At 62.7% G+C, this 23,183-nt stretch carries 24 protein-coding genes; 12 read left to right on the top strand and 12 right to left on the bottom strand.

The window, feature by feature from the left end; all coding sequences use genetic code 11:
* Positions 1–124: 124 nt before the first annotated feature.
* Both ACW9IB_RS08345 and ACW9IB_RS08340 read left to right on the top strand, forming a co-directional pair.
* Complete coding sequence (locus ACW9IB_RS08345; protein ID WP_457413183.1) at positions 125–376, top strand: hypothetical protein; 252 nt, start codon at positions 125–127, stop codon at positions 374–376.
* Between the two features lie 17 nt (positions 377–393).
* Positions 394–819 (top strand): GNAT family N-acetyltransferase, encoded by a 426-nt coding sequence (locus tag ACW9IB_RS08340; protein ID WP_457413182.1) that lies wholly within the window; start codon positions 394–396, stop codon positions 817–819.
* Between the two features lie 39 nt (positions 820–858).
* Here the strand turns inward: ACW9IB_RS08340 and ACW9IB_RS08335 are convergent, their stop codons facing one another.
* The gene (locus ACW9IB_RS08335; RefSeq protein WP_457413181.1) at positions 859–1,395 is read right to left on the bottom strand and encodes a hypothetical protein; all 537 of its coding nucleotides are present in this window, start codon (positions 1,393–1,395) and stop codon (positions 859–861) included.
* A gap of 122 nt (positions 1,396–1,517) precedes the next feature.
* Between ACW9IB_RS08335 and ACW9IB_RS08330 the strand changes: the two genes are divergently transcribed.
* Entirely contained in the window at positions 1,518–2,195 is a 678-nt protein-coding gene (locus ACW9IB_RS08330) for a class I SAM-dependent methyltransferase (protein ID WP_457363966.1), read from the top strand.
* Positions 2,196–2,200: 5 nt separating this feature from the next.
* Here the strand turns inward: ACW9IB_RS08330 and ACW9IB_RS08325 are convergent, their stop codons facing one another.
* On the bottom strand, positions 2,201–3,412 hold the full coding sequence (locus ACW9IB_RS08325) for a TPM domain-containing protein (RefSeq protein WP_457413180.1): 1,212 nt from the start codon (positions 3,410–3,412) through the stop codon (positions 2,201–2,203).
* A gap of 125 nt (positions 3,413–3,537) precedes the next feature.
* Here ACW9IB_RS08325 and ACW9IB_RS08320 point away from each other — a divergent pair, with 125 nt between their 5' ends.
* Together ACW9IB_RS08320 and ACW9IB_RS08315 are read left to right on the top strand one after the other, a co-directional pair.
* Complete coding sequence (locus ACW9IB_RS08320) at positions 3,538–4,353, top strand: alpha/beta fold hydrolase (protein WP_457413179.1); 816 nt, start codon at positions 3,538–3,540, stop codon at positions 4,351–4,353.
* The gene (locus ACW9IB_RS08315; RefSeq protein WP_457413178.1) at positions 4,343–5,476 is read left to right on the top strand and encodes a PAS domain-containing sensor histidine kinase; all 1,134 of its coding nucleotides are present in this window, start codon (positions 4,343–4,345) and stop codon (positions 5,474–5,476) included. Before ACW9IB_RS08320 ends, ACW9IB_RS08315 begins: the two co-directional genes overlap by 11 nt.
* Here the strand turns inward: ACW9IB_RS08315 and dapF are convergent.
* On the bottom strand, positions 5,473–6,276 hold the full coding sequence (gene dapF, locus ACW9IB_RS08310; RefSeq protein ID WP_457413177.1) for a diaminopimelate epimerase: 804 nt from the start codon (positions 6,274–6,276) through the stop codon (positions 5,473–5,475). The two genes, ACW9IB_RS08315 and dapF, sit on opposite strands and share 4 nt — an antisense overlap.
* Before the next feature lie 317 nt (positions 6,277–6,593).
* Here dapF and ACW9IB_RS08305 point away from each other — a divergent pair, with 317 nt between their 5' ends.
* Positions 6,594–7,355, top strand: coding sequence for an HNH endonuclease (locus ACW9IB_RS08305; RefSeq protein ID WP_457413175.1), 762 nt, complete (start codon positions 6,594–6,596; stop codon positions 7,353–7,355).
* Between the two features lie 54 nt (positions 7,356–7,409).
* Here ACW9IB_RS08305 and ACW9IB_RS08300 read toward each other — a convergent pair whose 3' ends face one another.
* Positions 7,410–9,005, bottom strand: coding sequence for a L,D-transpeptidase family protein (locus ACW9IB_RS08300; protein ID WP_457413174.1), 1,596 nt, complete (start codon positions 9,003–9,005; stop codon positions 7,410–7,412).
* Between the two features lie 41 nt (positions 9,006–9,046).
* Between ACW9IB_RS08300 and ACW9IB_RS08295 the strand changes: the two genes are divergently transcribed.
* Complete coding sequence (locus ACW9IB_RS08295; RefSeq protein ID WP_457363974.1) at positions 9,047–9,775, top strand: murein L,D-transpeptidase catalytic domain family protein; 729 nt, start codon at positions 9,047–9,049, stop codon at positions 9,773–9,775.
* Positions 9,776–9,804: 29 nt separating this feature from the next.
* Positions 9,805–10,551, top strand: a complete 747-nt coding sequence (locus ACW9IB_RS08290) for a creatininase family protein (protein ID WP_457413173.1) — start codon at positions 9,805–9,807, stop codon at positions 10,549–10,551.
* 149 nt (positions 10,552–10,700) lie between these two features.
* On the opposite strand, the gene ACW9IB_RS08285 is transcribed toward ACW9IB_RS08290, so the two are convergent.
* Positions 10,701–11,042 carry a hypothetical protein gene (locus ACW9IB_RS08285; RefSeq protein ID WP_457363976.1) on the bottom strand — a complete coding sequence of 114 codons (342 nt, stop codon included), beginning with the start codon at positions 11,040–11,042 and terminating at the stop codon, positions 10,701–10,703.
* A gap of 34 nt (positions 11,043–11,076) precedes the next feature.
* Positions 11,077–11,721, bottom strand: coding sequence for an ATPase (locus ACW9IB_RS08280; RefSeq protein ID WP_457363977.1), 645 nt, complete (start codon positions 11,719–11,721; stop codon positions 11,077–11,079).
* Positions 11,722–11,863: 142 nt separating this feature from the next.
* Here ACW9IB_RS08280 and ACW9IB_RS08275 point away from each other — a divergent pair, with 142 nt between their 5' ends.
* Entirely contained in the window at positions 11,864–12,127 is a 264-nt protein-coding gene (locus tag ACW9IB_RS08275; protein ID WP_457363978.1) for a hypothetical protein, read from the top strand.
* Between the two features lie 2 nt (positions 12,128–12,129).
* Here ACW9IB_RS08275 and yfcF read toward each other — a convergent pair whose 3' ends face one another.
* The gene (yfcF, locus tag ACW9IB_RS08270; RefSeq protein WP_457413172.1) at positions 12,130–12,762 is read right to left on the bottom strand and encodes a glutathione transferase; all 633 of its coding nucleotides are present in this window, start codon (positions 12,760–12,762) and stop codon (positions 12,130–12,132) included.
* Between the two features lie 175 nt (positions 12,763–12,937).
* On the opposite strand from yfcF, the gene ACW9IB_RS08265 reads away from it, so the two are divergent.
* Both ACW9IB_RS08265 and ACW9IB_RS08260 read left to right on the top strand, forming a co-directional pair.
* On the top strand, positions 12,938–14,383 hold the full coding sequence (locus tag ACW9IB_RS08265) for a hypothetical protein (protein WP_457413170.1): 1,446 nt from the start codon (positions 12,938–12,940) through the stop codon (positions 14,381–14,383).
* Positions 14,384–14,515: 132 nt separating this feature from the next.
* Positions 14,516–15,568 carry a HoxN/HupN/NixA family nickel/cobalt transporter gene (locus tag ACW9IB_RS08260; protein ID WP_457413169.1) on the top strand — a complete coding sequence of 351 codons (1,053 nt, stop codon included), beginning with the start codon at positions 14,516–14,518 and terminating at the stop codon, positions 15,566–15,568.
* A gap of 30 nt (positions 15,569–15,598) precedes the next feature.
* Here ACW9IB_RS08260 and ACW9IB_RS08255 read toward each other — a convergent pair whose 3' ends face one another.
* From ACW9IB_RS08255 to ACW9IB_RS08235, 5 genes are all read right to left on the bottom strand, one after another.
* Positions 15,599–18,031, bottom strand: coding sequence for a TonB-dependent siderophore receptor (locus ACW9IB_RS08255; RefSeq protein ID WP_457413166.1), 2,433 nt, complete (start codon positions 18,029–18,031; stop codon positions 15,599–15,601).
* A gap of 90 nt (positions 18,032–18,121) precedes the next feature.
* Entirely contained in the window at positions 18,122–19,075 is a 954-nt protein-coding gene (locus ACW9IB_RS08250) for a FecR domain-containing protein (protein ID WP_457413164.1), read from the bottom strand.
* Complete coding sequence (locus ACW9IB_RS08245) at positions 19,072–19,569, bottom strand: sigma-70 family RNA polymerase sigma factor (protein WP_457363984.1); 498 nt, start codon at positions 19,567–19,569, stop codon at positions 19,072–19,074. Before ACW9IB_RS08245 ends, ACW9IB_RS08250 begins: the two co-directional genes overlap by 4 nt.
* 85 nt (positions 19,570–19,654) lie before the next feature.
* Positions 19,655–20,320, bottom strand: a complete 666-nt coding sequence (locus ACW9IB_RS08240) for an epoxyqueuosine reductase QueH (protein WP_457413163.1) — start codon at positions 20,318–20,320, stop codon at positions 19,655–19,657.
* Between the two features lie 101 nt (positions 20,321–20,421).
* Entirely contained in the window at positions 20,422–21,030 is a 609-nt protein-coding gene (locus tag ACW9IB_RS08235; protein ID WP_457413161.1) for a LysE family translocator, read from the bottom strand.
* Positions 21,031–21,171: 141 nt separating this feature from the next.
* Between ACW9IB_RS08235 and ACW9IB_RS08230 the strand changes: the two genes are divergently transcribed.
* Positions 21,172–22,815 (top strand): sensor domain-containing diguanylate cyclase, encoded by a 1,644-nt coding sequence (locus ACW9IB_RS08230; protein WP_457413159.1) that lies wholly within the window; start codon positions 21,172–21,174, stop codon positions 22,813–22,815.
* Positions 22,816–23,183 lie beyond the last annotated feature (368 nt).

Here is a 23,183-nt window from a genome sequence, read left to right as displayed (position 1 = left end):
CAACCCGTTACATCCCCGCAAAAACACCTCATTGAAGGGCACTCTGACGCTCTGTAGCCTGCGAAACGCCCCGCCAGAGCCACTCCAGGCGGGACGTATTTCCCACTCTCAACGAGGTGCAGTCATGTCCTCCATCAATGCTTTCAATCCGTACTCGTCGATGCCCTACCTCATGCCGCAGGACACCGTCGATGAAAAGAATCCCAAACACAACCCGCTGGACCACACCGCCGGGGATGATGCTGAAGTGTTCGACCCTGAAACCCAGAGCTGGCAACCCACCCAAGCCGTCGGGAAAGGTCGATTTACCAGCCTTGGCGAGGCGATAGATTTCGAAATCAAGGCCGATAACATGGGAGGATGGCAGCGCGCCTGAAACCACCGAGCCCCTTTATGACAACCCCCCTCATTGAAATCAGCGACCAACCCTGCCCCGACGCCGAACGCACACTCGGTGCCGGCCTCGCCGCTTTCAATGAGGGCATCACGGGCTTCAGCGATCGCCAACCGCTGTCGGTATTGATCAAAGACTCCAGCAGCGGGCAGATCCTCGGCGGTATCACCGGCAAGACCAGCCTGGGCACAGCCTTTCTCGACCTGTTTCACCTGCCCGACGCGCTGCGTGGCTCTGGCATCGGCAGCCAGCTGCTACAGGCGTTCGAAGACGAAGCCCGGCGCCGGGGCTGTCGTCACGCGGTGCTGTACACCTTGAGTTTCCAGGCGCCGGGGTTTTACGAGAAGCACGGGTGGGTGCGGTTTGGCGAGATCGCCTGTGAACCCGAAGGCAGCAGCCGAGTATTTTTATCCAAGGCGTTATGAGGCCCTGCGTTCACCCAAGCGTTCTCCCGCCGCCTGACCTTACTGGCCCACCAGGAAAATGATCTCCTGGGTGTCCATATCGCGGATGGTCGAATAGGTGCTGTATTCAGTGCTGTAGTTGGGTCCCACGCCCTTGGTGCTGGCACTCAGTCGGTAACTCACCCGGTAGCGCTGATTGGGTTTGAAGTCCACGTTATCCGCACCGTTGTTGCAGAACGCACCGCCGGTGCCCAGGGCATTCATCGACACGTTGCACCAGCGCAGCGAGTGTTTGCCCGGGCTGAGCTTCAACGCCTGTTCGCCGGTGACATCAAGGATCGAACTGCGCCCGGCCCCGGCCAGTTTGACGCCGTCCACTTCATAGGCCAGTACCAGGCGATGGAACGGGACGCCCAGTTCGCGCTCGCGCCAAGTGTCGAAATACACCAGCGCAGCGTCGGGAGCGTTGTCCGAGAGGTCGACGGGGTGGAGTTTTTCCGGGGCCCAGTCGCCCTGGTAGTTTTTGTAGTGATAGTCGGAAGAACAGGCGCCGAGCAGTGGCAGAGTCATGACGGCGGCGAGTTTCAGCATTTTCATCGGATGACGGTCCTTGTGTGCGATGAGATCATATCGACATCACCACTGAATACTTGAGGCGATTGCCACACGGGTTTTGCCACAGTAGGGTTGTCGCCTCGCCCATTGCCCTGGAGCCTGCCATGAGCTTTTTTTCCGACCCTGACGCCGTCGCCCGTTATGCCGAAGGGCCAGTGCGCCTCGTACCCGGCTTCGAGGGTTTGCAACGCATGACTACCCTGCTGCTGCGCGAATGCGTGCCGGCCACGGGCAGCGTGTTGGTGCTGGGGGCCGGGGGTGGTCTGGAGCTGAAGCGTTTTGCCGACGCCGAGCCGGGCTGGCGTTTCACCGGGGTAGACCCATCGGCCGAGATGCTGAAGCTGGCACAGGCGACCCTGGGCCCATTGCTGGAGCGCGTGCAGCTGCATGAGGGTTATATCGATACGGCGCCCGCAGGGCCATTCGATGGCGCGACCTGCTTGCTGACCCTGCACTTCATTGCGGCTGAAGAACGCCTGCAAACCTTGAAGGCGCTATGGCAACGCTTGTTGCCGGGCGCACCGCTGGTGGTGGCACACCACAGCTTCCCTCAGGCAGCGGAGGAAAAATCCCGTTGGCTGAAGCGCTATGCAGCGTTTGCGGTGGATTCCGGCGTACCGGCGGCGGATGCCGAGCGCGCGATCACGGCGATCAGCGCACAGCTGCCGGTGTTGTCACCCGAGGCGGATGAGGCCTTGCTGCGCGAAGCCGGCTTTGAGGGGGTGGAATTGTTCTACGCCGGCTTCAGCTTCAAGGGTTGGGTGGGCTACAAGCCGCGCTAGCGGCTTTACCAGCTGCCCGACGCCCCGCCGCCGCCACTGGAGCCACCGCCCCCGGACGAACTGCTGGAACCCGAGCTGGAACTGCCGGAACTGCCGGAACTGCCGGAACTCGACCCGGTGGAACCCGATCCCGACCCACCGGACGTCTTGCCAAAGATGAACAGGGCCACGAACGAGGCAATCGGAAACGCCAGCAGCCAGCCATCCCGGCCCGCGTCGGCAACCGACCCCACCGCCCCATACACAGCGCCCACCACCGCCAGGCGCACGGCAAAACCCACCCGGCTCTTGTCCCAGGCGTCCTTCATGATGAACAGCAACAACAGGTACAAGCCCAGCACCACCAGCGCACCCAGTGGCCAGGCCAGCCAATGGATGAAGTTGACGTCGACGTATTGATCGGCGATCACCAGCGTGGCGACATACCCCAACAACCCCAGCACACAGTAAAAAGCCGTTCGCGCCATCCACAGCGCGCCAAACGTAGCGCCGCCGATCAATAGGCTCAGCGGCAGCAGCAACAGGTAGACCGGCCAGTCGTGCCCACCGCCCAGGAGCGTCAGTAACAAAGTGACCACGGCAGCGGCGATCAATGCCCGGCGCCACGCCAGCTTGCGGGCCGCCATCAGCACGCCGCCGATGCCGCCCGCGATAAACGCCAGCAACACCGCGATGGCCTGGCGAGGCACGCCGTCACCCGCGACCGCGGGCAAGTCGCCGCCCTCCACCAGTACAATCAGATCGTTTACCCCCTGGGCAATGCCACCGGCGAAATCACCCTGGCGAAACGCCGGGGTGATGTGTTCTTCGATGATGCGGTGGGCCAGCAGATCGGTCACCGTGCCTTCCAGGCCGTAGCCCACTTCGATACGCACCTTGCGGTCGCCCTTGGCCACCACCAGCAGGATGCCGTCGTTGACGTCCTTGCGCCCCAGCTTCCAGGCACGGAACAGTTGGTTGGCGAAGTCTTCGATGCTCGCATCGCCCGTGGTTGGCACCAGCAACACCGCGACTTGCGCGCCCTTGCGCTGCTCCAGGGCGGCGAGTTGGTCCTTGAGGTGCGTGACGGTGCCAGCGTCCAGGGTGTTGGTGAGGTCGATCACCCGTTGGTCGAGGGCGACGCCGATGGGCGACGTGTCCGCCTGGACTGTGCTGAACAGGCTGATACACACCAGTGCCACAAGGCCCAGGATGGACTGCCGCAAAATCGCCACCATGCTTTGTTACCTGAAGTTTCATGAATGCGCCAACTCTACCCTATCGTCGCTATAACGCGTGACCCCATGCCGTGGACTATCTACACTCCTGGCACGTAGAGCACCGCGCCATCATCGAGAAGCCCATGGACCTGAAACACCGCAACAATGTCAGCGTGATGGGCGAAGGGGCTGCAACCCTGGTGTTTTCCCACGGTTTTGGCTGCAACCAGGCCATGTGGAACTACCTGGCGCCCCATTTTCTGGCGCGCTTTCGCGTGGTGATGTATGACCTGGTCGGTGCCGGCCTGTCGGACCTTTCGGCATTCGACAAAACCAAGTACAGCGCGCTGGACGGCTACGCCCGCGATTTGAACGAAATTATCGACGCCTTCGCCGTCGGCCCGGTGATTTTGGTCAGCCACTCGGTCAGCGCCATGATCGCCACCCTCGCCGACCGCCTGGCGCCCGGCCGCATCGCCGCTCATGTGATGGTCGGCCCGTCACCGCGCTACATCGATGACGAAGGCTATGTCGGCGGCTTCAAGCGCAGCGACATCGATGACCTGCTCGACACCCTCGACAGCAATTACCTCGGCTGGTCCGGCGCCATGGCCCCGGTGATCATGGGCGCGCCGGGACAACCTGCGCTGAGCGCCGAACTCACCGACAGTTTTTGCCGCACCGAACCCGAGATCGCCCGGCAATTCGCGCGAGTGACTTTCATGTCGGACAACCGTCAGGACGTGAACGGCCTGGCCACGCCGGTATTGATCCTGCAATCGAGCGACGACTTGATCGCCCCGCTTGCCGTGGGCGAATACCTGCACCGCGTAATGCCCAACAGCACCTATTGCCGGGTGGAAAATGTCGGCCATTGCCCGCACATGAGTGCGCCGCAGGCCTGCGCAGCGGCCATGGATGACTTCCTGGCACCGTGGGCGAGCGTCCATGCCGGCTGACCTGTTCGACAGCGCCGCGTGCGCCCTCGCCGTTACCGCCCAGGACGGTACGATCCTGCAAGCCAATGCGCGGTTCAGCGACTGGCTGGGGTTCAGCCACGACGAGTTGTGCAGCCGGCGCTTTCAGGATCTGCTGACCGTGGGTGGCAGGATTTTCCACCAGACCCACTTGGCACCGATGCTGCGCATGGGCGGCAGCGTCACTGAAGTGAAGCTGGACATGCTGCACCGCGACGGCCACAAAGTGACCGTGCTACTCAATGGCACCCAACGCGAAACCGCTGACGGCACGCTGTACGACCTGGCGCTGTTCGGCACCACCGACCGTGACAAGTACGAGCGCGAGTTGCTCAACGCCCGCCACCTGGCCGAAGCGCTGTTGCAGGAAAAAACCGCCACCGAGGAGGCACTCAAACAGGCTCAGGCCGAATTGAGCGAGGCGTACGCCATCGCCCAGCGCCGTGCGTTGTTTGCCGAACAGATGGTGGCCATCGTCAGCCATGACTTGAAAAACCCACTCACGGCCATCCGCATGGCCTCCGACTTTCTCGGCCGTGGCGAACGCACCGCCAAGGAGCGCCAGTTGCTGGGGCATATCGGCCAGTCGTCCGAGCGCGCCCAGCGGATGATCGCCGACCTGCTGGATTTCACCCAGGCCCGCGTCGGCCAGGGCATCACCATCAAGGCTGCGCCGCTGGACCTGCACGGGGTCACCCACCAGGCGGTGGATGAGCTGCGTGTGGCGTTCCCGAAGGCCATGCTGGAGCATCACGCCATCGGCGCCGGCGACGCCCATCTGGACGCCGACCGGGTGCAGCAGATCATCGGCAATCTGGTGGCCAACAGCGTGGCCTACGGCGACCCGCAGCAGCCGATCACTATTACGTCACGCCTTGGGGATGGTGGGTGTGCCGTCTCGGTACACAACCACGGTGCGGCGATTCCCGAAACATTGCTCATGGGATTGTTCGAACCCATGACCCGTGGCACCGACCAGGGCAGCGAAGTGCGCAGCGTCGGCCTGGGCCTGTATATCGTGCGCGAATTGGCCAGGGTGCATGGCGGGGATGTGGCTGTGAGCTCGTGTGCCACCGACGGCACCACCTTTACGGTGACGTTCTAAACCCCGTAGACGTGGCCCTGCATCACCACCTCCACGCTGCCCGTCAGGATCACCCCGCCTTTACCGTCCCATTGCACCGTCACGCTGCCGCCGTCGCACTGCACCTCGACCCGGTCATCCAGCAACCCGCGCCGAATGCCGTTGACCACCGCGCCGCAGCAGCACGAACCCGACCCCAGCGGCACGCCGCCGCCACGCTCCCAGATACGCAGACGGATGCGGCCACGGTCGAGCACCTGCACGAAATGCACGTTGGTCCTGGCCGGGAACAACGGGTGGTGCTCCAGCGCCGGCCCCACCGCAGCGACATCGACCGCAGCGATGTCATCGACGAAAAACGTGCAATGGGGGTTGCCCATGCTGCACGCCGCCGGCGCTCCTTCGATCGGCAACACCCGAGTGTCCAGCGCCTCGGCCAGGGGGACTACCGCCCATTCCAGGGACGGCGCGCCCATGTCCACCGACACCTGCCGCCCCGACGCCCGCACACAGGTCAACAGACCACGGTCGGTACGCAACACGATGGAATCCGTGCCGGCTTCCAGCATCAACCGATCAGCCACTCCTCGGGTGGCACTGCCGCAAGTGGCGAGCGGCGTGCCATTGGGGTTCCAGAACTTGATTCGTGCGGCGGCGTCTTCGCAATCGAGCACCACGGCCAGTTGGTTGAAACCGATCCCGGTGTGACAGTTACCCAAGCGACGCGCCACCTGCTCGGTGATCGGGTCGTCCAGGCCACGGCGGTCGAGGATGATGAAATCATCGCCGTGGGCATGCATCTTCACAAAGGGCAAGCTCATGGAACGTCCTTGGGAGGCTGGAGAAAAACAATCTTATCGGGATGAACCGGTGTTTTGTAGTGAGCAGGCTTGCCCTGCGCCGGGGCGCGCAGCGGCCCTGAAACCGGGCGACGCGGTTTTTCCGGCTCATGTTGGGGCTGCTTCGCAGCCCAGCGCAGGACAAGCCTGCTCACCACAAAAAGCCCATTCACTACCACGACCCTGCGCACCACCCATAGCGTCGAAAATAGCCATATGCCATCACTCAAGATATTCTTTGCCCCCAGCGTCAAACGGTCAACAGACCGCCCCAATCAAACCCCATGGACGAGCCGCCCGTGACAGAGAACGAAATCACGCTACTGCGCTATCTGATCTCACACTTCAGGACCGGGAACATCGTCGCGAACAATCCACGAACGCACCTGCCCTACTCCAAGGTCTACGCGGATCTGGGTATTCCTCCTGATGGCAAGACGATAGGTGACAGCCTCAACGCCTATGGCATGGGAGCGCTCGCAGGATGGCTTGTCGAAAATGGTCTGCCGGCGATAACCGGCGTCATCATCAACAAACTCAGCTCACACAATTCCGAACGCAGGGGAATGCCGTCTGAAACGTACTTTACGTTTCACGATCGTGAAGACCTGGATTTTGTATGGCAACGCGAGCAGATCACCCGTGCCTGCGAGCTGGACTGGACCCTGGAACTCAAACGACGCGGTATCACGCTACCCGATGACTTCCCTCTTGCCGAAGAGGTGCCGCAGACCGTAACCGAAGGTGCCCGCAAGCAGATTACCGTCAATGCCTACGAGCGCAGCACCGAGGCACGGGACAGATGCATACAGGTCCATGGCGTGAAATGCACGGTTTGCCGCTTCGACTTCCATGACTTTTATGGTCCGCGTGGGCGCGATTTCATTCACGTGCACCACCTGACACCGTTGAGCGAAATCCGGGGTGAATACCAGTTGGACCCGGTCAAGGACTTGCGTCCGGTTTGCCCCAACTGTCATGCCATGCTCCACCGAGGTGGAAACATCAGCATTGAAGAACTCATCGGGGAAATCGATTTCGTCAAGGCGTTGAATAAGTAACGAAGACGTTGTGGTGAGCAGGACTAACCTGCTCACCACAACACCTCTGCGCCCTTACAACACACTCCCCATCGCCTTCATCAACACCAGGTCCCGCCCGTAGATGTCCGGCGCGTACACCAGGCTGCCCTGGCGGTCGACTTCCACGGTCCAGTAACCCAGCAACACCGGCACCGGCGTGGCCAGACGGAATTCGTGGGTGATGCCGGTGGCCAGCAATTCGTCGGTGCGCGCGCGTTCGGCCGGGCTAACCAGCAGGTCACGCAGCAGCAACGGTTGTTCGACCCGCACACAACCCGAGCTGAACGCCCGTGGGCCCTTGGTGAACAGCGGCTGGCTGGGGGTGTCGTGCAGGTACACCGAATACGGATTGGGGAAGCGCATCACGATTTTGCCCAACGGGTTGCGCGGGCCGGCCTCCTGACGCAGCAGGATATTGCCCGGGCGCGCCCAGTCGATCTGCTCGGCGGTCAGCGGGTGACCCTCGGCGTCCAGCACTTGCAGGTTCTGCTGGCGCAGGTATTCGGGGTTGAGGCGAATGGCCGGGAGTTTGTCCTCGCGCATGATGGTCGGCGGGATGGTCCAGGTGGGGTTGAGGGTGAGTCGGGTGATGCGCGACTTGAGCAACGGTGTCTGGCGCTCGGCACGCCCGACTTGCAGACGGGTTTGCCACACCGGGATGCCGCTCTGGTAGACACTCAGTTGCGCAGCGGCGACGTTGACCAGCACGCCTTCAGGTTCCAGGTCCTGGGCCAGCCAGCGGAAACGTTCAAGGTTGATGCGCAACTGTTCGCGGCGCACCGCCGGGCTGATATTCAGCTCGGCCACGGTGCCAGCGCCGATCACGCCATCAGCTTGCAGGGAGTGGCTGAGCTGGAACGCCTTGACCGCCTTGACCAGCTCGTCGCGGTACTGCTTGCCGCTGGGCGCCTGCGCCAGGTAGCCGCCACTGACCAGCCGCCGCGCCAGTTCCGGCACGCGCGGGTCTTCCATACCGGGACGCAGCAATGGTCCGCTGCCGACCGGGTCCCAGTGCGGCAACGGCTGCTGGCGTACGCTGGAATAGGCATTGCGCAAGCTGCGGTACAAGTCGGCGCTGGGGCGTGCCTGATCAAATGCCTGAGCCATGTCTTGCAGACCGAGGGCAGCGAACGCCAGAACTTCGGTGTTCGGATCCCGGGTGGGCGGCTGGGAATGCCACAGTGGTTCGAAACGCGATTGTTGCAGGCGCCCGTAGTGCAGGTCCTGCAGGGCTTGCAGGTACTGCCGGCTGTTGCCGATATCGCTGCACAGCACGTTGGCCGTGGCATCTGGCGCAGGCAAGCTATAGTGGGTGGGATCCAGGCCGTCATCGGCGAGCATCAGCAACTGCGCTTGCAAGGCTTGGCGGCGTTCATCGGCAGACCACAGGGGCACATCGCCCTGCTGCTGATAGAAGGCTTGCAGGCGCGCTTGGGCGGCGGCGTCGATCTGCGGCGCGAGGCTTGGGCAGACGCTGGGCAGTTGGGCCAGGGCCTGTTGCACGGGCGCGGAGTTCACCAGAATCGGTGGCGCCACGGGCAGGGGCTCGCCCGCCGGGGCTTCGGCTGTCGCGACCAATGGTGCAACGAGCAGGCAAATGCTCAAGTAACATGCGTGTTTTTTGAACAATTGGCTTTGCTCCAATCCACAGTGTGGGGGATGTACTGTAGATGCTGACTTTCCTGTGCCGGCTGCGGGTGACCTCCGCGAGCCTGATCACTTTGAGCCTGGCTGTGTTGAGCCATTCTGCGCTCGCCGCCAACGGCACCCCTCCTTCCTTGTATAGCAGCCTGGCGCGCTCGGCTCCAGAACTCAATCCCACTGTGCTCAAAAGCGCCCTGAGCGCGGTGCAGTGCGCGGTCAATAATGGAGAAGAACGCTCAGAGCGCCTGGCTGTGATTGACTATTCCCAGCCCTCGACCGCCCGTCGGCTGTGGATCTTCGATTTGCGCAAAAAGACCCTGGTGCTGCGTGATCTGGTGGCCCATGGTGCCAAATCCGGGGAAAACTTCGCCACGCAGTTCTCCAACCGCGAAGGCAGCCATCAGTCCAGCCTGGGGTTGTTCCGCACCCAGGAAAGTTACCTGGGCACCCACGGCTATTCATTGCGCATGGACGGCCTGGAACCGGGCTTCAACGATCAGGCCCGCGACCGTGCCCTGGTGATCCACGCCGCCGACTATGTCAGCCCGCTGTGGAGCAAGCGCGAAGGCCGCATCGGGCGCAGCCAGGGTTGCCCGGCGGTGCGCCCGCAAGTGGCGCGTCAGGTGGTCGACAAACTCAAGGATGGTCAATTCATGTTTTCGTGGTATCCGGACCAGCGCTGGCTCAAGTCCTCGACCTACCTCAATTGCAAACCCCAACAGGTGGCGAGTAGTCGTACAATCCGTGGCGGATAGCCTGTCCCACAGCGATAAGAGAGCGCCACATGCTTCTACACACGTCCACCTGGATCGAAATCGGGCAGTTTCTGGAGCGCAGCCGTACGGTGGTGATCCCCATCGGCTCCAATGAACAACACGGGCCTACCGGCCTGTTGGGTACGGACTGGATGTGCCCGGAAATCATCGCCCATGAGGCGCAGAAAAACGCTGACATCCTGGTCGGCCCCACTTTCAACATCGGCATGGCCCAGCATCACCTGGGCTTCCCCGGCACCATTTCCCTGCGTCCCTCCACCTTCATTGCCGCCATCGGCGACTGGGTGCGCTCGCTGGCCGGGCACGGTTTCGACAAGATCCTGTTTCTCAACGGGCATGGCGGCAACATTGCCACGATCGAGGCGGCATTCTCCGAGCTGTACGCCGAAGCCAGCTTCGCCCGCCGCCCGGCCGGGTTTGCGCTGAAGCTGGTGAACTGGTGGGACCTGGAAGGCGTCAACGAGCTGGCCCAACGTCAATTCCCGGTCGGCCATGGCAGCCATGCCACACCGTCGGAAATCGCGGTGACCCAGTGGGCCTACCCGGCCACGATCAAGACCGCCGATTACTCGCCGCAGATCGCCAATACCGGGCCGATCCGCGAGGCCCTGGACTTCCGTGCCCGCTTCCCCGATGGGCGCATGGGCTCCGACCCTGCGCTGGCCACCGTGGAAAAAGGTGGGGAGTTGGTGGCGTTGGCGGCGCAGGGCTTGCTCAAAACGGTCGACGCCTTCAGCAACGAAGCCAGGCCTTAAGCCGAGTACCGATCAAATGATGGCCGATCGTTCCCAGGCTCTGCGTGGAAACGCATCCTGTGACGCTTTGCGTCACGACCTCAAAAGCGGACGCGGAGCGTCCAGGGCGGCGTTCCCACGCGGAGCGTGGGAACGCTCATTGCCTGGAATCACTTGCACTCCTGCGCCGCCAGCTCCAACCGCGACGGCGTAATCGCCGACGCCAGCGGCTTGCGCTCATACAGGAACACTTTGCCGCCGTCCTGGGACTTGTAGGCTTCCAGTACATCATCGGCGGCAATCTTGCTGGTCAACACCACCTTGGCGTGGCGCGAATTCTGCGTCACGGTCGAGGTGATGCCGTGTTTTTCCAGCTTGGGCACCACGCACTGCACATAGGCTTCGGGGCCCTTGCCGGTCTGCAGAGTGAGGGTCGGGGCGTTGGGCGCGGAAACGCAACCGGTCAGCACGAACGAAGCAATGGCCAGGGCCGGTACACACAAAGAACGCATAGAAAATCCTGCATATCAAAAAGAAAGAATTCAATCAGCCCGCACGGACCAAGGCTTTGAGCGATGCATCGAACTGCTTCAAGGCATCGAGCTGTACATCGCGCTGCTGCTCGATCTGCGCGGCAATCTCGGGGGCAGCCTTGTCCCGCACCCACACCGACGGCACCTGACGGTTCACCGCGCCTTCGGCCTTGGCGATGTATTGCAGGTCCGCGTCGTAGAATCGCGCAGTAAAACGTGCCTCGACCTGATCGTTACGCCGGGTCAACAGCTGATTATGGGTGTCGAGCATCACCACCACATCGGGATGCGCTTGCACCAGGTCATCCAGGGTGTCGTAGAACGTCACCGACACAAATGCCCCTTGCAGCGAGTTCATCAACCAATCGATGGCCAACTCCGGGTCGGAGCTGTTGACGAACGCCTCGCGGATGCGCCCGTCGAGGGCATCCTTGGCGCCATTCAAGGCCATGGCGTGGTAGCGTTCAAGGTAATTGAGGTTGTCGCGGGTGTTGTCGCTGTACAACACACCCACCGATTGCCCACGCTGCAGGGAGTCTACGCTACCCACGAGTGGCAGCAAATGGCTGGTACGCAGTTCGTCGGCAATCGCCGGGTTGGTCATGACGACACTGCCCAGCATCAGGGCCATCAACGTCAGTTGGATAATTGTCCTCATCGCGCGGTCTCCTTGAGCAGCGTCTCGATGGGGCAATTTTCCGCTATTCCCACAAAAACAGAACTTGCGATGCGTGATGGTGACTATTATCTGAACCGATAGTGCCGCGCGGCCTGAACGTCAAAAACCATAAGGACTCGCCATGAAGCCCCACCAGAAAACCTTCGACCGCATCCGCGAAGCCGTCTTGCCGGAGTTTCGCGAGCGAGTCGCCGATTACCTGGTCGACTACGAGAACGTGCTGCAGGACGACACGACCGACAGCCATCAACGCCACGCCAGCGCCCAGCAACTGCGGGGTTATCTGCGCGGGCTGAACACCACCCGCGTGCTGGGCATGGCCGACTGGGAAGACCTGGACCGGCGGGTGGAACAGGCGTGGCTACGGACGGTGGAAGCCGAATAGGCCTACAGTGCCGGACGTTGCAGGTTGACCCAGGCTTGCACCGACGGTCGGCTCCACTGGCGCCGGGCATACTCGACCAGGTCGGCAGGCACGTTATCGCCATTGAGGACCAGGCGATTGAGCATCACCGCCAGTTCCACATCGGCAATCGACCATGCCCCGAACAAATACTCAGGGCTCTCCGCCAGCAGCGCCTGCGCCGCACGGATCAGCTTCTGCGCGGCCGCGTCACCCTCCGCAGACAGCGCGGGCATTTTCTCCCCATAAAACACCACCAGTGTCGAGCGCTCCTGGCGAATCGGCAGCAAATCACTGCGCAGCCACGCCTGCACCTGCCGCGCCCTCGCACGCTGCTGCGGATCGGCGGGATACACCGCTGGCGCCGGATAACGCTGTTCCAGGTACTCGCAGATGGCCGAAGACTCCGACAGCGCAAAGTCGCCCTCGACCAGCGTCGGTACGCGCTGGGTCAACGACAGGCGGGCGAAATCCGCCGAGTGATGCTGCGCGGCGTCCAGGTCCAGGGTGAGTGTTTCGAAGGCCAGGCCTTTTTCGCGCAAGGTCACGAACACCGACATCGCGTAGGGGCTGGTAAACCGGGAATCGACGTAGAGGCGTAACGGACGCAGTTGCATGGCAGGTCTCCTTGGGTGAAGGGCTACGCTACGAGAAGTGCGAGCAGAAAGACAATGCACGGTTTTTATGGGGCTATTCCTGGCGGGAATGGCAACACTAATGGCAATATTATGGCACCGCGCCGCACCCGCACCGTCGCCCTGCCCTTCGTGATTTTCAAGGAATGAACCCCTCATGAAACAAGCGGTTGTCGTCATACATGGCATCGGCGAACAGCGCCCGATGGATACCCTGCACAGCTTCGTCGAGGCGATGATCCCGACCGACTCGCCTGGCGAAAAACCCTTCTACTGGAGCAAGCCGGACCGGCTGTCGCGCAATTTCGACCTGCGCGTGCTGAAATCGGCGGGACGCAACACCACCGACTTCTATGAATACTATTGGGCCCACAAGATGCAGGGCACCAAGGTCGGCCACTTGCTGGGCTGGCTGTGGGACATTTTCAAGCGCCCGCGCCGGGACATTCCCGAGGCCATCGTGCCGATCTGGCGCACCACCCGCTGGACCGTGGTCGCACTCCTGCTCCTGGTGGTCAGTGGCACCCTGGCCACAGCGTGGGGCCGGTTCGAACACAACGACAACCCGTTCGCCCTGATTCCATTGGTGCTCGGCGCCATCGGCCTGGGGCTGCGCTATTCCGCGCTGTCCTATCTGGGCGACGCCGCACGCTATCTCAGCCCCAACCCGCAGAACGTCATGGTGCGCGAGCAAATCCGCGCCGATGGCGTCGCGTTGCTGCGCGCCCTGCACAGCAAGGGCGACTACGACCGCATCATCGTGGTCGGCCACAGCCTCGGCAGCGTGATTGCCTACGACATCGTCGGTTACCTGTGGCACGAGCATCATGACCAACTGACCAAGGTAATTCCCAGTAACCGCGAACTGGCTGCCCGTCACGCCAACCACGAACCGCTGCAACCGGTGGTCAAGCAGGCGCTGCCCGAGGCCGGGTTGGCGCTGGATGGCAGCCTGGGCCGCACCCTGGCGTTTCGCGAGCAGCAGGCCGAAGCCTTCAACGAACAACGCGGCCTGGGCAACCCGTGGCGTATCACCGACCTGGTCACGGTGGGCAGCCCGATGGCCCATGCCAGCCTGTTGTTGGGTCGCAGTGTCAGTGACTTCAAGCAGCGCATCGAACGTCGCGAAGCCCCAGCCTGCCCGCCCACTGAAGACGACAAAGGCTACGGCTACAACGCCCGCCAGCCGGTGATGTTGGGCGAACGGCCCTACACCCCGCAGTACCTGCACCATGCGGCGGCCTTTGCGGTCACACGCTGGACCAACCTGTACTTCCCCGCGCCCTACGGGCTGTTCGGCGATATCGTCAGCGGTCCGGTCCAGCCGGTGATGGGCCTGGGCGTCCTGGACCTGCCGGTCACCGTGGGCAAATGGAACGGCTGGCTGGCCCGTTCCTGGCTCAGCCATACCCAATACTGGAGCGAGCGCCACGGTGCCCGCGGTTACCTCGATCAACTGACCCGCGACGAACATGCCATTCGCCAGGGCTTGCGCCCTTCAGCCACCGAAGCCCTGCGCTGGGCAGTCGACCTCAAAGGGCTGCGCCGCTTCCGCTCGGCGCCTGCCAAAGAACCGGTGGCGGAGGCCGAAGCCAGCGCATGACCGGCCTGCCCGCAGATTTCATCTTGGATCCGCGCAGAATCGATTAACGTCGCCCACCGTGCCTGACTGTTTCAGCACCGCATGCCGCTCCTGCCATGGAGCGGTGGCGTCACTGCACACAGGATTTATCGGATGATCCACCGCCTTGCCCAGATTTTCAGTGACTCCAGCCATGGAGTCCGCTCCCGATTGTTTGGCCTCTATGGCGTACTGATCGCCCTCAACATCGGCGCCTGGCTCTGGGCGCTGGTGGCGTTCCACACGCATCCGGTGCTGCTGGGCACCGCCCTGCTCGCCTACAGCTTCGGCTTGCGCCACGCGGTGGATGCCGATCACATCGCGGCCATCGACAACGCCACGCGCAAGCTGATGCAAGAACGCAAGCGCCCGGTGGCCGTGGGTTTCTTCTTTTCCCTGGGGCACTCCTCGGTGGTGGTGCTGGCTTCCATTGGTGTGGCGTTTGCCGCTGCGACCCTCAAAGACCATTTCGAAGGATTCAAGGCCGTGGGTGGGGTGATCGGCACCTCGGTGTCGGCGCTGTTTCTATGGGTGATCGCGCTGATGAATCTGGTGATTTTGCGCTCGATCTACAAGGCGTGGCGTCATGTGCGCCAGGGCGGCGCTTATGGGGACGATGATTTCGACCTGCTGCTGGCCGAGCGTGGCGTGCTGGCGCGGCTGTTTCGCCCGCTGTTTCGCCTGGTCAGCCGCAGCTGGCACCTGTACCCGCTGGGTTTCCTGTTCGGCCTGGGCTTCGATACCGCCACCGAAATCGCCCTGCTGGGCATTTCCGCCACACAAGCCGCCCAGGGCCTGTCCCCATGGTCGATCATGGTGTTCCCGCTGCTGTTCAGCGCCGGCATGTCATTGGTGGACACGCTGGACGGACACCTGATGCTCGGGGCATACGGGTGGGCGTACATGAAGCCGATCCGCAAGCTCTACTACAACCTGAGCATCACCCTGGTGTCCGTGGTGGTGGCGGTGATTATCGGCAGCATCGAAGCCCTGGGCCTGATCGGCGACCAGTTGGAACTCAAGGGCGATTTCTGGCGTTTTATCGGCAGCCTCAACGACAGTTTCGGCTTGCTGGGCTACCTCATCATCGGAATCTTCGTCGCCAGTTGGGCCGCGTCGGTGCTGCTGTATCGCCTGAAGGGTTTTGATCGGATCGAAGTCGCCTAACCCCGGCGCCTACGACACACCCGCCGAGCCTTAGAAATCCACCGTCGCCGAGACCTTGACCGTGCGCGGTTCGCCCTGGGTCAGGTAGTTGTTGGCGGTCGAGGCCGAGGCCCAGTACGCCTTGTTTGCCACGTTCTCGACGTTGGCGCGCAGGGTGATGTACTTGTCATCGGCCTTGAAGCCATAACGGGCACCGAGGTCGACGCGGGTCCAGGCCGGGATGTTCAGGGTGTTGGTGGCATTCACGTATTCGCCGCCAGTGCGCAGCAGGCGGCCGCTGAGTGCAGCGCCCTGGAGGCCCGGCACGTCCCAATCGGCGCCGACGTTGAACTGGAAGCGCGGCACGCCCGCCGCGCTATTGCCGTCGGTAAGGCCATTGGAGGTTTTCTTCAACTCGGTGTGCATCCAGGTGGCCCCAGCCAGCAAGCGCAGGCCATCGATGGGTTCACCGAAGACGTTGAGTTCCACGCCTTTGTTGATTTGCTCGCCATCGACACTGAAGGTATTGGTGCCATTCGGGTTGCGGTTGGTCGCACTGCTCGGCTGCTCGATACGGTACACACCCAGGGTCGCACCGTAGCTCTCCCAATCCAGCTTCACCCCGGCCTCGGTCTGCTTGCTGCGGTTGGGCGCAAACACTTCGCCGGGGTTAGTGACGTTGTTCAGCGGCGCCGTCGGCCCCTGGGCCAACCCCTCGATACGGTTGGCGTAGAACGAAACATGCTCCCACGGCTTGATCACCAGGCCGTACACCGGTGTGGTGATCGACTCGGCATAGTTGGCGTTGCGCGCTCCCGTGGTGGTGTTCCAGCCATCCACCTCGATGGTCTGACGCCGTACGCCCACGGTCAGCAAGACGCGATCATCAATGAACCCGAGCGTGTCGGAAACCGCTGCGCTCTTGATGCGGTTTTTGCCGACGATGCGCGGGTCGTGAATATCGCTGCCGAAGTAAGTCACGGTCGGACGCGGGATCTGCGTCGGGTTGTACAGGTTGCCCGGGCGGCGGTTGGCTTGCAGGATCGCCTCGAACGCCGAACGCTGTTCGCCCCAGATCCCGGACAAACCGAAATTGACCTGGTGCGTGACCGGCCCCGTATCGAAGTGCCCATTCAACCCGGCCATGGCGCTCTTGTTGTCTTCATCATGGGGCGAGTAGAGAAACCCGACACGCCCTGCGCCATCGTTGCCCACGTACAGCGACGAATACTGGCCGTTTTCCCGCGTGTGTTTGGCGCCGCCGCCCAGGTAGGCCGTCCAGTTTTCATTGAGGTCGTATTCGGCGTTGAACATCCCGTAGGTGTCTTCCAGCTCCGACCAGCTCCAGTCCTGCGCGTAGTTATGCTTGGCCGACGGCGCCTTCGGCACTTGGGTACCGTTGGGGTAAACCACGGAGCGACCGTTGTTGATGCGCTCTTTCTGGTAGCCGAAATCGGTGGAAAGACGCAGGTTGTCACCGCGGTAGTCCAGAGCGACGGCGATCAGCTGCGAGCTTTTGAATTCATCGTCGACGGCCGTGTCGCCGCCATGTCGGGCCAGGTTGACCCGGGCACCGAAGCGGTTGTCTTCGCCAAAACGCTGGCCCAGATCGATATGGCCGCCGGTCTGGCCGTCGCTGGTGGTGTCGAGGGTCACGCTGCGGGTGGCGATATCTTCGGCACGCTTGGGCACCAGATTGACGCTGCCGCCAATGCCGGTGCCTGCCGGCGAGACGCCGTTGACGAAGGCGCTGGGCCCCTTGAACAGCTCGACACGCTCCAGCGCCTCGGTGGTGATGATCTGCCGGGGCAACACGCCGTACAGGCCGTTGAAGGCGATATCGTCGGTGCTCAGCGGCAGGCCGCGAATGGTGAACACCTGGGAAAAGTTGCCGAACCCTGAGGACTGACGCACCGACGCATCGTTGAGCAGTACGTCACCCACGGTGCGCGCCTGCTGGTCGGCGATGGTCTTGGACGTGTAGCTGACCACGCTGAACGGCACGTCATTGATCGAGCGATTCCCCAGCACGCCGAGACGCGCCGAGCGCGCCACCTGACCACCGCCATAGGTGTCGGCCTGCGCCCCGCTCGCCTCGCCGCTGATCATCGTCGCGCCCAACTGCACGGCGTCGCCACTGGCCTGGGGCACCACGGTGTAGCCCGTGCCGCCGGTACTTTGCACGGTATAGCCGCTGCCTTGCAGCAACTGGGCGAACCCGGCTTCTGCGGTGAAGCTGCCGTGCAACCCGGGGCTTTGCTGGTCATTGAGCAGGCGCGAGTCGAACGACAATGGCACCCCCGACAGCGCAGCGAACTGCGCCAGTACATTGCCCAATGCACCCGCCTCGATGTTGTAGCTGCGCGCGGCGCTGGTAGACGCCGCGTCTGCCGCCACCGCGCTGTGCAACGGTGCGAGGGCGGCCAGGGCGACAGCCAGGCTCAGGGCCTTGAAGGGGCGGTTGGGGTGCGGGGTGGAGATCATGGGCATACCTGTCGACGCGCTGCAAAGTTGAGGGTTCTCCCCCTACACCGCACGACCACGGAAAAGGTATCAGGTAAAGGTGAAAAAATTTCAGCGCGGCTCGACGGTCACCCAGTAGCCGGTCAGACTGCTGACTTTCACCGGCAGGGTTTGCTGCAACAGGCGCAGGCTGGCGTCGGTGTCGCGCAACGGGAACGCTCCGGAAACGCTCAGCCCCGCCACGCTGGCATGGCAACGCAACACGCCGGAGCGGTAGCGGCCCAGCTCGTCGAGCAGCGTCGCCAGGGGCATGTGCTGGGCCAGCAGCATGCCGTTTTCCCAAGTGACCGCGCTCATATCCAGCGGTTCTACCGGCGCCACGTCGTTCCAATCGAATGCACCCTGCTCGCCGGCCTTGAGGATCACCCCGTGGCCTCCCTGCTCCGGCAGCATTTGCACCGCGCCTTCAAGCACTGCGACACGGCTGCGCTGCTCGCCCACCCGCACGCTGAAATGCGTGCCCAGCGCACGGGCGATGCCGTGGCGGGTCTGCACGATAAACGGGCGGTGCACGGCGGCCGGATCCTTGGCGGTGGTGATCATCACCTCGCCTTGCAGCAGTTCGACACGCCGTAGCTGGTCGGTGAAGGCGATATTCAACGAACTGTGGGTATTGATCAGCAGGTGCGTGCCGTCGGGCAAGGTCAGTTGGCGTTGTTCGCCGACGGCGGTGTGCTGGTCGGCGGTCAAGTTCTGCCAGGGCTTTTGCCGATACGCAAGCCACGTCGCGGGCCCGGCCAGCAGCAACAGCCCGAGGGCCTGGCGCCGACCCAGGGACTTTTTGCGGCCGATGCGCTTGAGCGTGTCGCCGGCAATCGCGCCCGGCACGCTGTTGAAATCGCCGAGAATCGCTTCGGCACGCTGCCACGCCTGGGCATGTTGGGCACTGCGCCCCTGCCATTGGGCGATGGCGCGGCGGTCTTCCTCGGTGGCGCTGCCGGACTGCAACTGCACCATCCAGTCGGCGGCTTCGCCGAGGATCAGCGGGTCGATGGACGGGTTCATGCCACGCTCAGGCAAGCAAGGAACGCATCGCGCATGTAACGCTTGACCGACACCAGCGACACCTTCAATTCATCGGCGATCTGCTGATAGGTCAGGCCGTCGATCTGCGACATCAGGAAGGCGGTGCGGGTTTTCTCCGGCAGGTCCCGCAGCATGGCCTCGATGCGGTACAGCGCTTCGAGGATCAGCCAGCGGGTTTCGGGCGATGGCACCTCCTGCTCGGGCAAGTGGGCGATGGTTTCCAGGTAGGCACGCTCGACTTCCTGGCGGCGCCAGCTGTCGATCATCAGGCCCTTGGCGATATGGGTAAGCAACGCACGGGGTTCACTGCCGTAACCGGCGCCCTGCTGGCGGGTCAACAGACGCATGAAGGTGTCATGGGCCAGGTCGGCGGCATCGCTGGCATTGCCCAGCTTGCGGTCGAGCCAACGGTAGAGCCATCCGTGGTGTTCGCAGTACAGGTCCTGGATAGGCAGATTGAGCGAAGACGACATGCAAATCACCGGGCGCCAGGCACCAATGCCGAGCAGTAATTAAGAATTGATCGCATTCTAGTCTGCCCGGGGGGACGCTGGCAATTTAGTCGTTCGACGTCTCTTCATCCCCGTAATACTTGACCCCCAGGCGAATGATGTCGCGCCCCTGCTCCTTGCGATGATGGTTGGTATCACGCAACGAATAGATGCAGCCGCAATACTCCTGCTGGTAAAACCGCTCGCGCTTGCTGATCTCGATCATGCGCGACGAACCGCCGCCCTTGCGCCAGTTGTAGTCCCAGTAGGTGATACCGGGATACTTCTGCGCGCTGCGGATGCCGCTGTCGGTGATTTGCTGCATGTCCTTCCAGCGGGAAATCCCCAGCGAACTGGAGATCACGCTGAAGCCGTGCTCATAGGCATACAGCGCGGTGCGCTCAAAGCGCATGTCGAAGCACATGGTGCAGCGCACGCCGCGCTCGGGCTCGTGCTCCATGCCCTTGGCGCGGGCGAACCAGTTATCGGTGTCGTAGTCCGCATCGATGAACGGCACGTTGTGTTCTTCGGCAAACCGAATGTTTTCGTCCTTGCGCAGCAGGTACTCGCGCTCGGGGTGAATATTGGGGTTGTAGAAGAAGATCGTGTAGTCGATGCCGGACGCGGTGATCGCTTCCATCACCTCGCCGGAACACGGCGCACAGCAGGAATGCAGCAGGAGTTTGTCGGCGCCTTCGGGCAGTGTGAGTGTCGGGCGGTTGACGGGGGACATAGCGGCCTTTTCGAAAGTTCATCTGGAAATGCAAGCGACATTGTCGATACCCGCTCCAGCCGAGACAAACTCATTTCATTCCAGATGATCACAAGATTCGCTCACGTTGCCGTCAGATGCACATAGAACGCGTGAAACATGAAATACGCGCATCCGGCCAGTGCCAAGCCCATGCAGCGGTTGAACAGGGTGAACGCCGACTGCCCGGTGATGCGCCGTCCGAGCAACGCGCCCAACAACGCATAGACCCACGGCGCGCCGAAGGCACCGAGCGCCAACAAGGCGGAAACCCCGGCGATGGACGCTCCGGTGATATGCGCCGCCGGCAGCATCACGCTGGTGATCGGCAGCACCGCCATGATGCCCTTGGGGTTGAGCAACTGGATGACCAGGCCGTTCCAGAAGGTAAGGCTCTGGGTGGGTGTGGTGGAAGCAGTCTCATCCACCACCGTGCGGGCGGTGAACACCTGGTAGGCGAGGTACAGGGTGTACAGCCCTCCCACCAGGGAGATGTAAGGCAACGCCGCCTGGGAAACGATCGCCTCGCCGGTGTAGCCGAACAGCACGAACAACACCAGCATCGCGCAGCCGACGCCGATGAAGAACCCGGTGGAACGACGGAACTTGCCGGTGAGCCCGGCATTGAGGCCCATGAAGTTGACTGGGCCCGGGCTGTACATGACGCTGAACGCGTAGAGGAAGATGTCCATGGCTGACCTGCTGTAGAAGAAGTGCAGCGAGTCTACTGAGGCGGGTCCCGGGCATTCTTGTACGTTTGTGGTCGCCGTGGCTGGCAACGCGCGTGACATTACGCCTACCATGTCATGCATCACAGCCTCAGATAGTGCCCCATGATCAAAGCCAGTCTGCGTAGTCACTTGACCTTGTGGTTTGCCGGTGTGTCGTTGCTCACGCTGTTGATCGTGGGGTTTTATGTAGGGCATATCGCCACGGAACAGGCCAAGCAGGCGAGCGGCAATGCCCTGCTCAACACCGCGCGTTCCAGCGCGGCCCTACTGGCGGTGCAACTGCGTGAACGCCAGTTGGAAGTCTCGCTGCTGAGCAAGGCGCCGCTGTTTCGCCAGGGCAACCTCGACGCGCCCGACATCATGACCCTGATGCAATTGCGCACCCAGTCGCGCGCCGAATACGCCTGGATGGGCGTAGCCGACGCCGAGGGTCGCGTGCGCCAGGCGGTGAACGGCCTGCTGGTCAACCAGTCGGTGCAACAACGCCCGTGGTTCCAGGCCGGATTGCGCGGCGAATACACCGGCGATCCCCATGAGGCAGTGTTGCTGGCCAAGCTGCTGCCCGGCGCGGCCAATGGCGAGCCGCTGCGTTTCATCGACTTCGCCGCGCCGATCCGCAATGCCAAGGGCGAGATCATCGGCGTGCTGGGCGCCCATGCGCACTGGAGCTGGGTCACGCAGATCGTCAAAGCCGCCGTGATGCAAAAAGATGCCGCGCCCAACCTGGAAGCGCTGATCATCGACTTCGATGGCAGGGTGCTCTACCCCGAGGTGCTGGCCGGCCAGCAAATGCCCAAGGACAGCCTCGACACACCTTCCGGCTGGTCCACCGGCGACGGCTACGTCAGCGCCTCGGTGGCGGTGCCGAGCCCGTCCAATGCCAACCTTGCCTGGTACATCGTGGTGCGCCAGCCGCTGGACATTGCCCTGCAATCGGCGCGAGGGCTGCTGTACAAACTGCTGGTACTGGGCGTGCTGGCTGCCATCGTCTTTACCCTGGTGGCGTACTACCTGGCGCTGACCCTGAGCAAGCCCATCGAGCGGTTGGCCCGGTCTGCCAAACAGGTGCAGGAACAAAAGCCCGGGGCGGTGTTTCCCCAGGAACATGCAGTATGGGAAATTGCCCAGTTGGGCCAGTCCATCAGCAGCATGACCCAGTCGCTGCTCACCAAGGAGCGCGAGCTGCAAGAGGCCAACGCCTCCCTGGAAGCCACTGTGGCCCAACGCACCGCCGACCTCACCCGCGCCAATGCCGAGCTGTTGAAACTGGCCACTCACGACGCCCTGACCGGGGTCTACAACCGTCGTCGCTTCGATGAAAAACTCGCCGAGAACAGCCTGCTGTTTCAGCGCACCGGCCGTACGTTTGCGCTGTTGCTGATCGATGCCGACTACTTCAAGCGGATCAACGACACCTACGGTCACGCCGTCGGTGACGACGTGCTGTGCCAACTCGCCGCGCTGATCGAAAACACCACCCGCGCCACCGACTTCGTCGCCCGTTACGGCGGTGAAGAATTCGCGGTGCTGCTGCCCGAAGTCGAAGAACCGGACAGCCCCGAAGTGGTCGCCGAAAAAATCCGCGCCGCCGTCGCCGCGGCGTCATTCCCCACCGTGGGGCACGTCACCGTAAGCATCGGCGTGGGCGTCGCCCAACCGTCGGACCGCGACTCCTCGGCGCTGCTCAAACGCGCCGACATGCAGCTGTACCAGGCCAAGGGTGCGGGCAGGAACCGGGTCGCGTAAAAACACGACCCCGGGGTTTTGCTTATCACTGAAATATCCGCCGGCGTCTGTATCGGACCGCCGCCGCTTTCCATAATCAGGCTTCCTCATCGACCCGGGAAGCCTGTCCATGCATCCATTGACGGTTCTGCTGGCACACCTCGCAGCGCTTGTATTCACTTTGCTCGGCATCGGCAGCCTGGCGTGGTTGTTGGCGAGTGTGGGACGGCTGGTGTTTTGACGCAAAGTCTATTGCCCCGGCAACGCCCTCTGGCTCAACACACAACCACTGTGGTGAGCAGGCTTGTCCTGCGCTGAGAGCGATCAATAGTCATACTCAGCAGATAGCATCGAACTCCGGGCAGCAAAATCCGCCCACTAACCTTTCG

Source organism: Pseudomonas sp. SDO524_S393, assembly GCF_054071875.1.
Note: the sequence above shows the minus strand (reverse complement) of the source record. Positions and strands in the feature narration are given on the sequence as shown.

What these genes read in the sequence shown, in the direction of transcription:
- ACW9IB_RS08345 (WP_457413183.1), top strand. Translation starts at nt 125, where the DNA reads ATGTCCTCCATCAATGCTTTCAATCCGTACTCGTCGATGCCCTACCTC.
- ACW9IB_RS08340 (WP_457413182.1), top strand. Translation starts at nt 394, where the DNA reads ATGACAACCCCCCTCATTGAAATCAGCGACCAACCCTGCCCCGACGCC.
- ACW9IB_RS08335 (WP_457413181.1), bottom strand. Translation starts at nt 1,395, where the DNA reads ATGAAAATGCTGAAACTCGCCGCCGTCATGACTCTGCCACTGCTCGGC.
- ACW9IB_RS08330 (WP_457363966.1), top strand. Translation starts at nt 1,518, where the DNA reads ATGAGCTTTTTTTCCGACCCTGACGCCGTCGCCCGTTATGCCGAAGGG.
- ACW9IB_RS08325 (WP_457413180.1), bottom strand. Translation starts at nt 3,412, where the DNA reads ATGGTGGCGATTTTGCGGCAGTCCATCCTGGGCCTTGTGGCACTGGTG.
- ACW9IB_RS08320 (WP_457413179.1), top strand. Translation starts at nt 3,538, where the DNA reads ATGGACCTGAAACACCGCAACAATGTCAGCGTGATGGGCGAAGGGGCT.
- ACW9IB_RS08315 (WP_457413178.1), top strand. Translation starts at nt 4,343, where the DNA reads ATGCCGGCTGACCTGTTCGACAGCGCCGCGTGCGCCCTCGCCGTTACC.
- dapF (WP_457413177.1), bottom strand. Translation starts at nt 6,276, where the DNA reads ATGAGCTTGCCCTTTGTGAAGATGCATGCCCACGGCGATGATTTCATC.
- ACW9IB_RS08295 (WP_457363974.1), top strand. Translation starts at nt 9,047, where the DNA reads ATGCTGACTTTCCTGTGCCGGCTGCGGGTGACCTCCGCGAGCCTGATC.
- ACW9IB_RS08290 (WP_457413173.1), top strand. Translation starts at nt 9,805, where the DNA reads ATGCTTCTACACACGTCCACCTGGATCGAAATCGGGCAGTTTCTGGAG.
- ACW9IB_RS08285 (WP_457363976.1), bottom strand. Translation starts at nt 11,042, where the DNA reads ATGCGTTCTTTGTGTGTACCGGCCCTGGCCATTGCTTCGTTCGTGCTG.
- ACW9IB_RS08280 (WP_457363977.1), bottom strand. Translation starts at nt 11,721, where the DNA reads ATGAGGACAATTATCCAACTGACGTTGATGGCCCTGATGCTGGGCAGT.
- ACW9IB_RS08275 (WP_457363978.1), top strand. Translation starts at nt 11,864, where the DNA reads ATGAAGCCCCACCAGAAAACCTTCGACCGCATCCGCGAAGCCGTCTTG.
- yfcF (WP_457413172.1), bottom strand. Translation starts at nt 12,762, where the DNA reads ATGCAACTGCGTCCGTTACGCCTCTACGTCGATTCCCGGTTTACCAGC.
- ACW9IB_RS08265 (WP_457413170.1), top strand. Translation starts at nt 12,938, where the DNA reads ATGAAACAAGCGGTTGTCGTCATACATGGCATCGGCGAACAGCGCCCG.
- ACW9IB_RS08260 (WP_457413169.1), top strand. Translation starts at nt 14,516, where the DNA reads ATGATCCACCGCCTTGCCCAGATTTTCAGTGACTCCAGCCATGGAGTC.
- ACW9IB_RS08255 (WP_457413166.1), bottom strand. Translation starts at nt 18,031, where the DNA reads ATGATCTCCACCCCGCACCCCAACCGCCCCTTCAAGGCCCTGAGCCTG.
- ACW9IB_RS08250 (WP_457413164.1), bottom strand. Translation starts at nt 19,075, where the DNA reads ATGAACCCGTCCATCGACCCGCTGATCCTCGGCGAAGCCGCCGACTGG.
- ACW9IB_RS08245 (WP_457363984.1), bottom strand. Translation starts at nt 19,569, where the DNA reads ATGTCGTCTTCGCTCAATCTGCCTATCCAGGACCTGTACTGCGAACAC.
- ACW9IB_RS08240 (WP_457413163.1), bottom strand. Translation starts at nt 20,320, where the DNA reads ATGTCCCCCGTCAACCGCCCGACACTCACACTGCCCGAAGGCGCCGAC.
- ACW9IB_RS08235 (WP_457413161.1), bottom strand. Translation starts at nt 21,030, where the DNA reads ATGGACATCTTCCTCTACGCGTTCAGCGTCATGTACAGCCCGGGCCCA.
- ACW9IB_RS08230 (WP_457413159.1), top strand. Translation starts at nt 21,172, where the DNA reads ATGATCAAAGCCAGTCTGCGTAGTCACTTGACCTTGTGGTTTGCCGGT.